This window comes from Photobacterium sp. WH77, assembly GCF_022014395.1.
Lineage (GTDB): Bacteria > Pseudomonadota > Gammaproteobacteria > Enterobacterales > Vibrionaceae > Photobacterium > Photobacterium arenosum.
In genome coordinates this window covers 197,292-211,992 of sequence record NZ_JAKLTE010000004.1, presented here as the reverse complement: position 1 = coordinate 211,992, position 14,701 = coordinate 197,292, and the positions used below count along the sequence as shown (strand labels likewise).

The window sequence follows — 14,701 nt, the reverse complement described above, 5'->3', positions numbered from 1 at the left end:
CTTATGAGAACATAAGGGCAAGAAATAAAATTAATCAGTCAGGTGACATTACGCTCGAGCGTATATGACGCTGCCACCTTTAATGGTGTCGATGATTTTCTTAGAAAGATTTGCCGGAAGAGCAGGGCAGCCCCAGCTACGGCCTAAATAACCGTGGCGTTGAATGAAATCTTCAGACGCATAGGGAGCGCCGTGAACAACAATATAACGGCGGCGCGCATTGTCATTAAGGCCTTTTGTCAGTCCGTCAAGACGCAGTGAATAGCCATTGCCCCCGAAGTAGGTCGTATCTGTCAGAAAAGTACCCAGCGAGGTTTGGCGCGAATTGACGATGTTCGAAAAGTGCTTTGCAACCACACCGCCACTGTTGACACCGTGTGTCACGTAAGTGTGATATAGCAGTTTATTCCGTTTCAGGTCGATAACAAAAAAACGCTTTTCAGTAGATGGCTTGCTGTAGTCAATAATAGTCAGTAATTGCTTTTTTCGTGCCTTGGTATTGTAATAAGCATTATAACCATTTTTAAATACTTCGAAGTCTAACTTTCCTTTCAAACCCGCCTGTTCATATACATATTTGACAATGACTTCAGGATTTTGAGTTTGTTGTGAAAGTGGTCCCTTAATTGTGCTTGCTGATGCATACTGTGGTAAATAACAAAACAGCAGAATGAATAGGTAGATGGCTTGTTTCATTTCCTTGTTTACACTCTTTTAATTAGTTTGTGCCAGTGACGATAGGACTCTACCATAGGATTTGAATTTTTTTAGCCCTTGCATTGAAAGGGTTAAGTTAAAATTATCCCATCATCAAAGTATTTAAATTTTATATGATTATATATTTATCAATATAAAACAGTGCATTAGAATATGAACATTGTTTAATCGAAAATTAATCTCAACATGTCAGTTTTTTTTACATTTTCAGTAAATAGCCAGGTCTGACACTATTAATCTTCTGTTTTAGAAAAGAAAAATAATGAGGGCATATCAAAAACATCAAATAATCATTCATTTAACGGTTTGTTCGTATTTTGAGCTTGATATCGCATTTTAATCACAGGAAATAAATTTTGGGGTTAAAAAATGAACAATCTCAGTGCATGAAAAAGCGGGCTGAGTGCCCGCTTTGGTAAACAACGTAATAATGACTCATGGTTTTGTTATTGAACCGTACAAACGGTATCCCAACTGCCGTCGCTGCCCGGCACTGAATTCGTCCACCATTTAGCCTGGTAAACAACGCCGTTGTAGATAATTTTGTCACCGGTACCAGCGTGGCTTGGATTACCTGCCCAGTCAGTTTGCGGCCAGTTAGGGTAGGTATTCACACCTGTGGTTACACAGTCGCCATTATTGCCATCACCGCCACCATTGTCGCCGCCGCCATTGCTTAAGTCTGCAATCGGTAAGTCAGGCTGTTCGAATGCCAGTGCATAGTCAGCATTGTTGACTCGTACGCTGTAGTTCGCCGGGCCGGAAATCGGCAGGAAGTAGTTCAGGGTCAGCTCAAAGCTTTCATTGTTACCCAACTGCTTCCAGCTTGGCAGAGTGAATGCGACACGGTGGAAGTTGCCGTCCAGGCCGCCAATGTTGTCGCCTCGGGTGTGGCCAGAGGAAATGACCTGCAGATTGGCTCCTGATTGATCCGACATGTTATCCGGTGTTGAGGTTGGAATGTCGAACTGGAACTCGGTGCCGCCAGGCAGAGTCTGACCTGTTTTATTGGTTAACGTCATTGTCGGGTTGAGCGGGTAGTTCTGATCGCCCACCTTGAATCCGGTGACAGACACGTCGATATTGACAGCTTCTGTCGGGATCGCGCCTTCGGCAAGGGTATTGCCATAAGGTGTCGCAGTGGCAAACTTGTTATGAATGGCCTTGGTCATGGTGTCGCCCATGTGGTATTCACCGTTGCCTGTTTTACAGGCGTTTTCAGTAGGATCCACTGTGGTGCGGTTACCGTTGGCATCCAGGTTGTAACAGCTGTAGTCACCGGCCAGTTCCCAGAACATGATACCGCCGATACCCTGTTCAATCACATAGTCTGCCTTGGTGTTGATCGATTCTTTATCTTCGGTCGACAGGAAGACTTTTTTGTCTGCGTTCCACAGCCAGGGGGCGACAGAGACACTGTCGTAGTGGCGGGTATAGGTACCAGTCAGCGCGTCCTGAGGATCGTTAACCGGATCTAAGCCATAGGCTGCGGTATAGCTGCCGTAAACACCGTTTGCCAGGTTCATGGCATGCCACATAGGGTTAGAGCCGGCGCCCATTTCATTGCCGTTGGCGTCTTTGTCGTGCCACATATTATCGATACCGATGGCACCATAACCGCAATTACTGGTACCAGCACCGGTACCGGTTGGGCAATCGCTCTGATTAGGCAGCGCCGCTTTACCCCAAAGTCCGTTGGTTCCGCCTGTGACGCCTTGCCAGCCACGGGTGTAATAAGGCACACCAATGTTGATCCGTCCCGCAGGCATTGAGCCGCGGAAATAATGGTAAGCCCAGTCAGTATTCAGATAACCGGTTTTTTTGTACTGAGCTGTACCGTATACGTTACCGGCTTCCAGCTCCGCATCCAGGCCGCTGTCAAACAGTGATGCGTTGTGACCTACGTAGTCGTTCCATGCACCGTGCAGGTCATAGCTCATGATGTTGACATAGTCGAGGTACTTAGTGACCGACATGGTTTCCATACCGCGCAGCAGGTACCCGGATGAAGGTGCGGCAATGGTCAGCATATAGTGGTGGCCGTCTTGCGCACTGGCCTGATCCAGTTTTTCACGCAGTACTTTCATCAGTTCATGGTAAGACTTCATTAAATGAGGACGCATTGCATCAGAGTAAGCGAAGTCATCCGGGTTACCTGCACCTTGCATACTGGTGGGGTATTCGTAGTCGATGTCCAGACCGTCAAATTTGTACTGGCGCATCATAGCCACGGCTGAGTCAGCAAAAGTCTGAATTCCCTGATGATTGATACTGCCGTCTGCATTGGTTGTCATGGTATAAAAGCCGCCGTCAGCAACACGGTTGCCGTTGTCATCAAAATGACCCCCGGTTTCCGCCCATCCTCCGATGGAAATCAGTGTCTTAACACCATGCTGAGCTTTGGCTGTTGCCAGCGCCCCAAAGTGGCCTTTAAAGCCGAGTGCCGGGTCTATCTCAACGCCCGGCCATTCTTTGCCGACCGCAGGGTTGTCCGGGTTATTGACATTACCGATGTTTACTTTGCCGTCAGAGCCGATACTGACGAAGGCGTAGTTAATATGAGTCAGGCTGTCCCAGGGAATATCATTGACCAAGTAGCTGCTTTGCGGGTCGTTACCGCTGCGCCAGCTGGTGAAGTAGCCGATAACGCGGCGCGGGTGGTCTACGCCCATTTTTTCGCGGCCATCCTGATCGTACACAGTACAATAAGGCACAGTCACACCCGGTGTTTGATACAAGCCGTCCGGGCGGCAGTTAGCGGCTGCCTGGGCCTGAAAGCTCAGCATACAGGCTGCGCTGAGAGTCGCGAGAGCGAAGCCCTGCTTAGCACGCTTGCGCTTCATATTTAGCTTTAGCATTAATGGTTCCTCAGTGAAAAAATCAAACGATAAAATAAGTAACAGGCTTATGTTTAGCCGTAAAATTACTATAGGTTTTCCACCGGAACTCCGAGGTTTTTTGTTAAAATATTGATCTAATATCACATTAATAAAGTGATTATCTGTAACATTTTCGTCATTATTTTGCGTTGACAACCAAATGGTGTACTTAATTGTGTTTATGAAATAAATCGGTTAATCAATAGATTAGTACACTGCCACCTGTACACCTGTGCAGCCTATAGAGTATAAAGTGGGGCTTTGGAATTACTTTCAGGATCAGAGATGGATATCACCTTATTCCACGCCGCATTGCTCATAGGTACTGGGTTCCTTGCCGGCATTATCAACACCCTGGCAGGAGGCGGATCAAATTTAACCTTGCCAGCCTTGATGGTGATGGGCATGCCAGCAGAAGTGGCGAATGCGACAAATCGGCTGGGTGTCGTTTTACAGGCTGTGACTGCAGTGCTGGGCTTCAAACGGCATGGAAAATTAGAGTTAAGTGATACCGGCCCTATCATGATACCGACATTGATCGGTGGCCTGGTTGGTGCTGGGGCGGCGGCATACGCGCCACCCGAGTGGATAAAGCCCTTGCTGCTGGGCACCATGCTGTTAATGGCATTCATCATTTTGGTCAAGCCTGCAGTGGTGGCTCCTGAACCAGGCAGCCTAGCGCGAAAAGTGGCAGATACGCCCAGCTCCTGGTGGGGATTAGGACTGGCTGGCTTTTATGGCGGTTTTGTTCAGGCGGGGGTAGGTTTTGTGTTGCTTGCTGCGCTGGCGGGTACCTTGCGATATGACCTGGTACGGGCGAATGCATTAAAAATGTTATGCACCCTGATGTTTACTGTGGTTGCCCTTGGTTTGTTTATCTACGAAGGTCTGGTGCTCTGGATGCCGGGTCTGATACTGGCGGCCGGGACTATCGCTGGCACCCATCTGGCGGTGAAGTTTGCCATTAAAGCCACCGCAAAAACGTTGAAATGGTTTTTGTTTTTAATGACATTGTGCGGCTGTATTGCTGCGATGCTGAACTAATCCGCAGTAAATAATTAAATTATTACTGTAATTTTGTTAATTTAATTAACATTTATCGTGTGTTACTTTTTGCCTAAATAAATATTGTGCTGTTCTTCTGCCATTGTTAGAGCAGCTCACTAAATATATTTTTTCCTTCATAATGAAAGCCCGCTATTAGCCATGTAAATAATATGGTTAATGGCGGGCTTTTTGTCTTTATGGTCATAATTTGGCCATGATTCCAAATGCTAGATCTAAAGTTTCATTTTTAGTGAGTGTTAACTTAACAGCGAAAGTGGCAAAATATTTCAGTTGTAACAAAATGTGAGGGGGTGTAACCATGAGTGAAATCAAGTGAGTATGTGTAAACTGTTTGGTGAATCAGTTAGCGCTTTCACGAGCACAAAAGTGATTGATTATTGTTAATAGTGACATATAACAACTTGATTTTACGTGAAATACAATGATTCAGATCAAAATAATAACTCATGTAGTCATTAAAAAGTGCTACTAGCTGTTGGTGACGACTTTTGCCCAAAAAGCTGAGAGAGAACATGAAAACCTCAAGATATAAGAACATCTTGTCGGGTGGGTTTGTATTTTTTATAAGCCTCTTCCTTTCAGGATGTCAATTTGCGCTGCTTGATCCCAAGGGACAAATTGGTGCTGCAGAAAAAGATTTGATAATCACATCGGTACTACTGATGTTGGTTGTCGTTATTCCCGTTATTCTGATGACCTTCTATTTTTCATTTAAATATCGTGAATCGAATACGGGTGAAAAGTATACGCCAGAGTGGGCTCATTCAACCAAAATTGAACTGGTTGTCTGGACTGTGCCAATTATTATCATCGCCATTTTGGGCACTATTACCTGGCAGTCTACTCACGCGCTGGATCCAAGAAAGCCAATCGAAAGTTCAGTAAAACCAATGACCATTGAAGTGGTTTCGCTGGATTGGAAATGGCTGTTTATCTATCCGGATCAGCACATTGCAACGATCAACGAAGTGGCCTTCCCGAAAGATGTGCCGGTTGAGTTTCGTGTGACGTCCAACAGCGTGATGAATTCCTTCTTCATTCCACAGCTGGGCAGCCAGATTTACGCCATGGCAGGGATGCTGACCAAGGTCCATCTGATTGCTGATGAAGCGGGTGTTTACGATGGTATTTCAGCGAGCTACAGCGGCCATGGTTTCTCTGGCATGAAGTTCAAAGCACTGGCGATGCCAGATCAGGCAAGTTTTGATGAGTGGGTGCAGAAAGCGCAGGCGTCAAGCAACAAACTGGTCACGCTGAAGGACTTCGAGACCATTGCGGAGCCAAGTGAGAATGCACCAGTGAGTTACTACTCCAATGTGCCTTCAAGCATGCTGACAACCATACTGAATCAATTCGAAGGCTCGCTGATGTGCACAATCACGCCATCAAATTCCACTGAGCAAACATTCTAGGACATATTATGTTTGGACGATTAACACTGGACGCCATACCGTTCCATGAGCCAATTCTCATGGTAACGATGGCGATCATAATGCTGGGCGGCGCGGCTCTGGTAGGCGGTATTACCTACCTGGGTAAATGGCGTTACCTCTGGACAGAGTGGTTCACTACTGTCGATCACAAAAAAATCGGTGTGATGTATATCATCGTCGCCTTTGTCATGATGATGCGCGGTTTTGCCGATGCCATCATGATGCGTAGTCAGCAAGTGCTGTCTGCCGCGGGTGAAACCGGCTATCTTCCGCCTCATCACTACGATCAGATTTTCTCTGCGCATGGCGTAATCATGATTTTCTTCATGGCGATGCCTTTCATCATTGGTTTGATGAACATTATTATCCCGTTGCAGATCGGTGCGCGTGACGTTGCTTTCCCGTTCCTGAACTCCCTGAGCTTCTGGTTGTTCGTGGTGGGTGTAGTGCTGATCAACCTGTCGCTGTTTGTCGGTGAGTTCGCGCAAACAGGCTGGCTGGCTTATCCGCCGCTGTCGGGCAAGGAATACAGTCCCGGGGTAGGGGTAGACTACTGGATATGGGCACTCCAGATATCCGGTATCGGTACCACGTTATCAGGCGTTAACTTCTTTACGACGATCATGCGCCTGCGTACACCGTCAATGCCACTGATGAAAATGCCTGTTTTTACCTGGGCTTCACTGTGTGCCAACGTACTGATCATTATTTCGTTCCCGATTCTGACAGTGACCATTGCACTGCTGACGCTGGACCGTTACCTGGGTACGCACTTCTTCACCAATGACATGGGCGGCGACATGATGATGTACGTCAACCTGATTTGGGCCTGGGGTCACCCTGAAGTCTACATTCTGGTGCTGCCGGTATTCGGTGTGTTCTCAGAAGTGGTCGCGACTTTCTCGCGTAAGAAACTGTTTGGCTACACCTCGCTGGTGTGGGCGACGGTTGTGATCACCATTCTGGCCTTCGTGGTCTGGCTGCACCACTTCTTCACTATGGGTGCCGGCGCGAACGTGAATGCCTTCTTCGGTATCGCCACTATGGTTATCTCCATACCAACCGGTGTGAAGATCTTCAACTGGCTGTTCACTATGTACCGTGGCCGCATTAAGTTCACCACGCCTATGCTGTGGACTGTCGGTTTCATGGTCACCTTTACCATAGGTGGTATGACAGGCGTACTGCTGGCGGTACCAGCCGCGAACTTTGTACTGCATAACAGTCTGTTCCTGATTGCACACTTCCATAACGTGATTATCGGCGGTGTGGTATTCGGCTGCTTTGCCGGCTTTGCGTACTGGTTCCCGAAAGCCACCGGCTACATGCTGGATGAGAAATGGGGTAAACGTGCCTTCTGGTTCTGGATTACCGGTTTCTTCGTGGCCTTTATGCCGCTCTATATTCTGGGCTTCATGGGTATGACCCGTCGTCTGAGTCAGCACATTGAACCTCAGTACTTCCCGATGCTGGCGATTGCCGCCTTCGGAGCAGTGCTGATTCTGTGCGGCATTATGTGCCAGATCATGCAGCTGTACGTGACTTTCCGTGACCGTGAAGCACTGCGTGATGTGACCGGCGACCCCTGGGATGGCCGTACCCTGGAATGGGCGACATCGTCTCCACCGCCGTTCTACAACTTTGCCCATTTGCCTGAAGGCAATGAGCTGGATGCGCACTGGTATCAGAAAGAACGTGGTGAAACCCATCAGTCGAGTGATTATCAACCCATCCACATGCCGAAAAATACCGGTGCAGGTGTGATTATTTCAGCGTACGCACTGGTGTTCGGCTTCGGCCTGATCTGGTACATCTGGTGGCTTGTCGCTATCGGTGTGGTCGGCATGATAGGCACTTGGATCAAGCACAGCTTCAACGAAGACGTGGATTACTACGTGACGGTTGAAGAAGTGACAGCGATCGAAGACGCACATAAAGCCCGTGTTGCAGGCGCAAGCACTAAACCTGCCACCAATAACGACGACGAAGATGAGATGGAGGTCGAATATGCAAACTAATGCTGTCGATCATCACGAGCACGACGAACACCATCACGACATAGGTGAAACCAAGCTGCTGGGCTTCTGGATTTACCTGATGAGCGACTGCATTCTGTTCGCAACGCTGTTTGCTACCTACGCCGTATTGTTTAGCAATACGGCGGGCGGTCCGAGTGGAAAAGACATCTTCGAGCTGCCGTTTGTGTTTACCGAAACTATGATGCTGCTGTTCAGTAGTATCACCTTTGGCTTCGGTATGATTGCGATGAAACGCAAAGACATTGGTGGTCTGAAGCGTTGGATGTACGTGACCTTCCTGCTGGGCTTCGGCTTTGTGGCGATGGAAGTGTACGAGTTCCACCACCTGATTGAAGAGGGCTTTGGCCCGGATCGCAGCGCGTTCCTGTCTTCCTTCTTTACCCTGGTGGCGACTCACGGTCTGCACGTTACTGCCGGGCTGATCTGGATGGTGGTGTGCATGATTCAGCTCAATACCAAAGGCCTGAACGAGATGATGGAAACCCGTTTCCAGTGTCTGAGCCTGTTCTGGCACTTCCTGGATATCGTGTGGATCTGCGTGTTTACCATAGTCTACCTGTTGGGAGTATTGTAATGGCGAATCAACCGCATCAAACCGGTTACGGTGATTACATCAAAGGATTCATTGCGTCATTAATCCTGACCATTATTCCTTTCTACTTTGCGGCGACCAAAAGTCTGCCTACCACAACCACCGTCATGATCCTGGTGGCCTGTGCTGTGGTTCAGCTGGTGGTCCATTTGGTGTATTTCCTGCATCTGGATCGCTCAGAGAAAGGCATGTGGAACTCAATGTCCTTTGTGTTTACGGCGGTTATCGTCCTGATTCTGATTGCGGGTTCAGTCTGGATCATGGTCAATCTGCACGAAAACATGCTGCTGTAATTCGGATGACGATAATGATCAAAGGATACATCTCCATTACCAAACCTGGGATCATCATCGGTAACCTCATCTCTGTGCTGGCCGGATATTTTCTGGCCGCTAAGACGGAGGGGCTGAACGGGCCCCTCCTTATTTACACATTGCTGGGTGTTGCTCTTGTGATCGCCTCCGGTTGCGTGATCAACAATATTTTTGACCGGGATATTGATCAGAAGATGTCCCGTACCCAAAGTCGTTTACTGGCGAAAGGAGCAATGAATGCAGACGCCGCTTTTGTGTACGCGGTTGTGTTGCTGCTGTCAGGTACAGCTGTGCTGTATCAGAAAGCTAATCCGCTTTCAGCGGTCGTTGTGCTGCTGGGGTTTGTTTTTTACGTCTTTTTTTACACCATGTGGTACAAGCGACATTCGGTCTACGGCACGTTAGTGGGTAGTGTGTCAGGCGCCGTGCCGCCTCTGGTAGGGTATCTGGCGGTGACCAACTACATCAGCCTGGAAGCCATGCTGCTGTTTACCATGTTCTGCCTGTGGCAAATGCCGCACTCATACGCGATTGCTATGTTCCGCATGCAGGATTACAAAAATGCTGAGATCCCTGTATTACCTGTGGTTGAAGGCATTCATAAAGCCCGCCGTCATATGATGGCTTATGTGGCTGCGTTTACTGTTGTTGCACTGGCAATGTTTGCTTTAGGCTTCAGCGGTTATGAATATTTACTGGTGACGTCGGGTGTGTGCCTGTGGTGGTGCATCGTCACTTTCCGTCCTCTGAGCGAGGACAACTATGTACAGTGGTCAAAATCAGTATTCAAGACGTCACTGTTTGTGGTAACCGGAATCAGCTGTGTGCTGGGCCTGGAATTAATTCCGTTAATATGACGGCAGGCGGTTAATCACAATTTACCGATTCAACACTCTCTTGGCTAACAACTTACATTAGCTGCTTTTGTTCCGGTTTGGGTTTTTCCTGCCTCGATACTATCTCCATCGAGTCAGAGAAAAACCTTTTTTTCTTTTCATTCATAAAAAACCGAGCGATTATCGCCCGGTCTTGTCTGTCATTTCCTGCAACTGACTTTGTTGCTTATTCAATACGGCTTGTGCAACGTCGCTTATTTAGTCCGGTTTACTTCACGTAGCAGGCAAAACCTTTGAGGTAGAAACCTTCCGGATACGCTGAATCGAGCGGGTGATCTGCCGCCTGGCTGAATCGCTCAATAAATTGCACTTCACGTTTGGCATCCAGCGCCGCATCAGCAACTATTTTCTGGAACAGGTTGCTGTCCATCAAACCAGAACAGGAATAGGTCAGCAGTGTGCCGCCCGGTTTCAGGATTTGCATTGCCAGCATGTTGATGTCTTTATAACCCCGGCAGGCGCCCACCAGCTGTGCTTTGGATTCAGCAAATTTAGGCGGGTCCATGATCACCACATCAAACAGCTCACCACGTTCGCGGTACTCGCGCAGCAGTTTAAACACATCGGCATTAACGAAGTCAGCGTTTTCCGTTGGCAGACCGTTGATCTCGGCATTGAGTCTGGCGGTATCCAGCGCCGGTTGCGAGACATCAACGTTGATGACTTTGTCGGCACCGCCTTTGAGCGCATACAAGCCGAAACCGCCGGTATAGCAGAAGCAGTTCAGCACCCGTTTGCCTTTCACGTACTTGATGGCAGCCTGGCGGCTGTCGCGCTGATCCAGATAGAAGCCGGTTTTGTGGCCACCAACGATATCAACATGAATCTTGATGCCGTTTTCTTCAATGGTGACAATTGCCGGCGGAGTCTCGCCATGCAACACGCCGGTGCGAGGCTTCAGGCCTTCTTTTTTACGTACTGATACATCAGAGCGCTCATAGATGCTGCACTCTGGGTAGCAGGTTTTGAGTGCTTCAATCAAATTGTCTTTCTGTGCTTCTGCGCCAGCACTGAGCAACTGACACACCAGGAAATCCTGGTATCGGTCGATAGTAATACCCGGTAGTCCGTCTGACTCAGCAGCGATCAGGCGATAACCTGTCAGCCCGTCACGTTCAGCCAGAATGTCCCGCAGTCCCTGAGCGGCGTTCAGACGCTTGATAAAGAACGCGGTATCAATAGTATCGTTTTGCTCAAAGGACCAGACACGAACACGGATCTGAGACTGGGGAGAATAGGCACCACGGGCTAGCCATTCACCTTTGTGATCAAACACATCAACGGTGTCGCCCAGTTCAGGTTTCCCTTCAACACGTTGAATACCACGTGAAAAAACCCAAGGATGGCGGCGGCGCAGTGATTTATCGCGACCTTTCACCAAATAGATAGAAGCTGTCATGTTAGGACCAGAAGCTGTAAAGAATGGAGGCGTATTATCTTGTTCAGTGTGAGGAAAATCAACCGCAAGTCAGGGCATTTCAGGAATAGTGAAGTTCCCCCTTTAAAGGGGAGGAACCAAGAGGCGTTCAGATTCCCTCCCCTTATGAAGGGGAGGGTAGGGGTAATACCGCGATTACGGTGAGTGTTGAAATCGTCAGGGCAGCCCTGAATCAGGCTTTCACGCCATTCATCAGCATTTCCAGTTGCTGCGCCTGTTGATTCAAGCGCTCTATATCACTGGCCGTGTGGGCAATGACTTGCTTGACCTGGCGCGATTGCTCCCGCACCTGCTCAACGCTGCTGGCAATCCCGTCCGCGACCGACCCCTGCTGCTCTGCGGCAGCCGCAATTTCCGTGCTGCGATCTGAGATATGCTGATTTCGCTGCGATATCTGGGTGATTTGCTGGTCAACCGAGCCCATCAGGGTTTCACTCTCACCGGCGTTGGTGACTGTGCTCTGCATTACGGCCATCAGGGTCTGACTGTTTTTTTGCAGCGATTCAATCATCTGCTGGATTTCGACGGTCGCGGTTTGTGTCCGGCCCGCCAGCGTGCGCACTTCGTCCGCGACCACGGCAAATCCGCGCCCTTGCTCGCCAGCGCGGGCCGCTTCAATGGCGGCGTTCAATGCCAGCAGGTTGGTTTGCTCTGAAATGGCATTGATGGTGGTGACCACTGCGTCAATTTTTGCGGCATTACTGTCGAGTGCATTAACGGCTTCAGCGGCCTGATGAATTTCGCGAGTCAGCTGATTGATGGCCTGCTTTGTATTGCTGACCTGGATGCGACCCTGTTCAGTCACGTCCTGGGCTTCCTGGGTCTGCGCTGAGGTGTCGTGCGCATGGGTGGCAACTTCACGAATTGAAGAGGCCATCTCTTCTGTGGCACTCGCCAGCGAGTCCAGATGAGCTTGTTGGTCGGCTGAGAGGTTTTCAGTTTGCATCGAGCGCTGATGAAGCTCGCTGCTGATTTGCTGCATCAGTGCGGTGGCTTCCTGTGTGGCCAGCACCAGTTGCTGTTCACGATCAGCCACTTTGTCGATAGTGATGGCAATGGTGCTGAACTCATCCCGGACTTTAAAAAAGTTCAGGCGCTGCGTCAGGTCGCCATCAGCCAGGGTCGACAGTGCTTTGTGCGTAGTGAACATCGCACCACCAATAAAGGTCATGATGTAGTACACCATGGCACAGGCCATGAATACCACAAAGAGACCCAATCCAATCTGAAACCCTGTGAGGTAGTCAAACAAGCCCGATGACTCAGTGGAAATCAGGCTGTAATTCATTCCCGCCACCGATACTGCATCGATCCCACGTCCAATGGTGAGATCTGAACCGCTTAGCAAGCGTGCCGCATCAGCCTGAGAAACGTTGAGTTCGGACAGCAACTTAGCGGAAGCCTGTAATTTTTGAGCGATAAGTGATTGATACTGCTTTTCCCCAGCATCAGCTAAAATTGCACTTACAGTGATCATTCCGATAAGCGGCAATAAGAACAAGAGGTAGAACTTCTCCTGCAGCCTGAGGTGAATGAGATATTTATCAATCCATCGAAATGCAACTTCTTTCATTTTTTCATCCTGAATATAGGGGTGGTGTGGCGTAAGTGAATACTAATATTTTATCTTTTAAATAGGACTAATCTTGAGGTGATATATGTCACAAATTTGCGTCTTGGTCAGAGTCTCTGGCCATGTTCAGGGGGTGGGGTTTCGTTTTCATACAGCGCATGAAGGGTTGAAAATCGGTGTAAGCGGCTATGCGAAGAATTTACCCGACGGCAGCGTCGAAGTATTGGCGTGCGGTAAAGCCGAAAAAGTTGAACAATTGGTAGACTGGCTGGCAAGTGGTCCCCGCACATCTCGGGTGGACAGTGTAAGCCGGGATGATCTTGAATGGCGTGCGATTGACGGATTTGAAATTATTTAGCCGAAGCAACGTTGCCCCGGCCATAGGATCACAAACATTTTGCCGGTTTAGGTAAACCCGCCAGTTTGGTGGCTTGTTTAGCCGGCCCTTTGGGAAAGAGTTTGAACAGGTACTTGGAACTGCCTTTTTCTTCACCGTATTTTTTTGCCATTGCCTTCACCAGCATGCGGATAGCGGGCGAGGTATTGAATTCCAAATAGAATTCACGAACAAAAGTCACTACTTCCCAGTGGGCGTCAGTGAGCTCAACGCCTTCATCTTTCGCCAGTAGGGGCACCATTTCCGGTGTCCAGTCGCTGACATTCTTTAAATATCCCTGGGCGTCGGTGTCGATAACATTTCCGTCAAATTCAAGCATGGTCGGTCTCACAGTTATTAGCCCGGCAAGGATAGTGATATCGCACGTCCTTCGCAAGTGTTCTGCGCACTATTGCCTCTTAACTGAAGACCATTTACCGCATCGCAGAAAAACAAAAAGCGCCCCGTAGGGCGCTTCTGGCATTGTCAGTGATAGACGAGATTAATCGTCGCTGCCCATGATGCCCAGAATTTGCAGCAGGCTCAGGAACAGGTTGTAAATAGATACATACAAAGTCACGGTTGCAGAGATATAGTTTGTCTCACCGCCGCGAACAATCGACTGAGTCGTCAGCAGGATTGCCGCAGAAGAGAAGAGCACAAACATTCCGCTGATCACCAGAGACAGCATTGGCATTTGCAGGAAGATGTTTGCAATTACTGCAACCACAATAGCAATAAAGCCAGCCAGCAGCATGCCGTTCAGGAACGACAGGTCGCGTTTAGTAGTCAGTGCATAAGCAGAACAGGCCATGAAGGTCAGTGCAGTACCGCCCAGTGCCGGCATGATCACATGTCCCATACCTGCGCCAATATACATGTTCAGGATTGGGCCAAGGGTGTAACCCATGAAACCAGTGAGCAGGAAGGTAAAGACCAGCCCCAGGCTGCTGTCACGGTTCTTTTCTGTCAGGAACAGCAAACCGTAAAAGCCAACCAGGGTGATGATGATGCCAGGATGTGGCAGGTTCATTGCCATTGAAACACCGGCTACCACGGCTGACCACAGTAAGGTCAGGGATAACAGGAAATAAGTGTTACGCAGAACCTTGTTAGTTGACAGTACGCCTTCGTAGCCATTACTACGGACAATACGATCGTTCATAAATGCTTCCCCTTAGGGTTAGTGTTGAAATCTACTATGCCATATATGGCGGCAACGCCGGCAAGTTTCAATAGTAAGTAATTGAAACTTTGAACCGAAATTGAAAAAATCGTCGAAACTATTGGCTTAAATATACTGGAGACAGTGCCAATACCTATGATCAAAGATGTAACAGTATGTAAATTTGACGGTTTGGCCTATCTGGTTCAGG

At 48.7% G+C, this 14,701-nt stretch carries 12 protein-coding genes and 1 pseudogene; 7 read left to right on the top strand and 6 right to left on the bottom strand.

The annotated features are described in order from the left end of the window. Positions 1-48 precede the first annotated feature (48 nt). Together L6J37_RS06080 and L6J37_RS06075 are read right to left on the bottom strand one after the other, a co-directional pair. Positions 49-696 carry a murein L,D-transpeptidase catalytic domain family protein gene (locus tag L6J37_RS06080; RefSeq protein ID WP_192016506.1) on the bottom strand — a complete coding sequence of 216 codons (648 nt, stop codon included), beginning with the start codon at positions 694-696 and terminating at the stop codon, positions 49-51. A 467-nt stretch (positions 697-1,163) separates the two neighbouring features. Further along, positions 1,164-3,476: pseudogene (locus L6J37_RS06075) on the bottom strand (chitinase C-terminal domain-containing protein); the annotation flags it as partial. Between the two features lie 405 nt (positions 3,477-3,881). Between L6J37_RS06075 and L6J37_RS06070 the strand changes: the two are divergent. From L6J37_RS06070 to cyoE, 6 genes are all read left to right on the top strand, one after another. After that, the gene (locus tag L6J37_RS06070) at positions 3,882-4,640 is read left to right on the top strand and encodes a sulfite exporter TauE/SafE family protein (RefSeq protein ID WP_218384807.1); all 759 of its coding nucleotides are present in this window, start codon (positions 3,882-3,884) and stop codon (positions 4,638-4,640) included. A gap of 536 nt (positions 4,641-5,176) precedes the next feature. Continuing rightward, the gene (cyoA, locus tag L6J37_RS06065; protein ID WP_237794510.1) at positions 5,177-6,076 is read left to right on the top strand and encodes a ubiquinol oxidase subunit II; all 900 of its coding nucleotides are present in this window, start codon (positions 5,177-5,179) and stop codon (positions 6,074-6,076) included. 8 nt (positions 6,077-6,084) lie between these two features. Then, the gene (gene cyoB / locus L6J37_RS06060) at positions 6,085-8,115 is read left to right on the top strand and encodes a cytochrome o ubiquinol oxidase subunit I (RefSeq protein WP_237794508.1); all 2,031 of its coding nucleotides are present in this window, start codon (positions 6,085-6,087) and stop codon (positions 8,113-8,115) included. After that, positions 8,105-8,710 carry a cytochrome o ubiquinol oxidase subunit III gene (gene cyoC, locus L6J37_RS06055; RefSeq protein WP_237794506.1) on the top strand — a complete coding sequence of 202 codons (606 nt, stop codon included), beginning with the start codon at positions 8,105-8,107 and terminating at the stop codon, positions 8,708-8,710. Before cyoB ends, cyoC begins: the two co-directional genes overlap by 11 nt. After that, positions 8,710-9,021: a cytochrome o ubiquinol oxidase subunit IV gene (gene cyoD, locus L6J37_RS06050; RefSeq protein ID WP_120510650.1), complete on the top strand. Its 312-nt coding sequence runs from the start codon at positions 8,710-8,712 to the stop codon at positions 9,019-9,021. The genes cyoC and cyoD overlap by 1 nt, the downstream gene beginning before the upstream one ends. A gap of 14 nt (positions 9,022-9,035) precedes the next feature. Next, positions 9,036-9,899, top strand: a complete 864-nt coding sequence (cyoE, locus tag L6J37_RS06045) for a heme o synthase (RefSeq protein ID WP_237794504.1) — start codon at positions 9,036-9,038, stop codon at positions 9,897-9,899. Between the two features lie 247 nt (positions 9,900-10,146). Here cyoE and L6J37_RS06040 read toward each other — a convergent pair whose 3' ends face one another. After that, positions 10,147-11,337 (bottom strand): class I SAM-dependent methyltransferase, encoded by a 1,191-nt coding sequence (locus L6J37_RS06040; RefSeq protein WP_192016512.1) that lies wholly within the window; start codon positions 11,335-11,337, stop codon positions 10,147-10,149. 211 nt (positions 11,338-11,548) lie between these two features. Continuing rightward, positions 11,549-12,949, bottom strand: a complete 1,401-nt coding sequence (locus L6J37_RS06035; RefSeq protein ID WP_237794502.1) for a methyl-accepting chemotaxis protein — start codon at positions 12,947-12,949, stop codon at positions 11,549-11,551. Between the two features lie 85 nt (positions 12,950-13,034). Here L6J37_RS06035 and yccX point away from each other — a divergent pair, with 85 nt between their 5' ends. Next, positions 13,035-13,307, top strand: a complete 273-nt coding sequence (gene yccX, locus L6J37_RS06030) for an acylphosphatase (protein ID WP_192016514.1) — start codon at positions 13,035-13,037, stop codon at positions 13,305-13,307. A 28-nt stretch (positions 13,308-13,335) separates the two neighbouring features. Here the strand turns inward: yccX and L6J37_RS06025 are convergent, their stop codons facing one another. After that, complete coding sequence (locus L6J37_RS06025) at positions 13,336-13,665, bottom strand: TusE/DsrC/DsvC family sulfur relay protein (protein ID WP_218384800.1); 330 nt, start codon at positions 13,663-13,665, stop codon at positions 13,336-13,338. Between the two features lie 162 nt (positions 13,666-13,827). Next, positions 13,828-14,490, bottom strand: coding sequence for a Bax inhibitor-1/YccA family protein (locus tag L6J37_RS06020; protein WP_192016516.1), 663 nt, complete (start codon positions 14,488-14,490; stop codon positions 13,828-13,830). Between the last annotated feature and the right edge of the window lie 211 nt (positions 14,491-14,701).

Bases quoted from the DNA above. Each gene is read 5' to 3' on its own strand.
- L6J37_RS06035 (WP_237794502.1), bottom strand. From the start codon at position 12,949: ATGAAAGAAGTTGCATTTCGATGGATTGATAAATATCTCATTCACCTC.
- L6J37_RS06080 (WP_192016506.1), bottom strand. From the start codon at position 696: ATGAAACAAGCCATCTACCTATTCATTCTGCTGTTTTGTTATTTACCA.
- L6J37_RS06070 (WP_218384807.1), top strand. From the start codon at position 3,882: ATGGATATCACCTTATTCCACGCCGCATTGCTCATAGGTACTGGGTTC.
- cyoC (WP_237794506.1), top strand. From the start codon at position 8,105: ATGCAAACTAATGCTGTCGATCATCACGAGCACGACGAACACCATCAC.
- cyoB (WP_237794508.1), top strand. From the start codon at position 6,085: ATGTTTGGACGATTAACACTGGACGCCATACCGTTCCATGAGCCAATT.
- L6J37_RS06025 (WP_218384800.1), bottom strand. From the start codon at position 13,665: ATGCTTGAATTTGACGGAAATGTTATCGACACCGACGCCCAGGGATAT.
- cyoE (WP_237794504.1), top strand. From the start codon at position 9,036: ATGATCAAAGGATACATCTCCATTACCAAACCTGGGATCATCATCGGT.
- cyoD (WP_120510650.1), top strand. From the start codon at position 8,710: ATGGCGAATCAACCGCATCAAACCGGTTACGGTGATTACATCAAAGGA.
- cyoA (WP_237794510.1), top strand. From the start codon at position 5,177: ATGAAAACCTCAAGATATAAGAACATCTTGTCGGGTGGGTTTGTATTT.
- yccX (WP_192016514.1), top strand. From the start codon at position 13,035: ATGTCACAAATTTGCGTCTTGGTCAGAGTCTCTGGCCATGTTCAGGGG.
- L6J37_RS06020 (WP_192016516.1), bottom strand. From the start codon at position 14,490: ATGAACGATCGTATTGTCCGTAGTAATGGCTACGAAGGCGTACTGTCA.
- L6J37_RS06040 (WP_192016512.1), bottom strand. From the start codon at position 11,337: ATGACAGCTTCTATCTATTTGGTGAAAGGTCGCGATAAATCACTGCGC.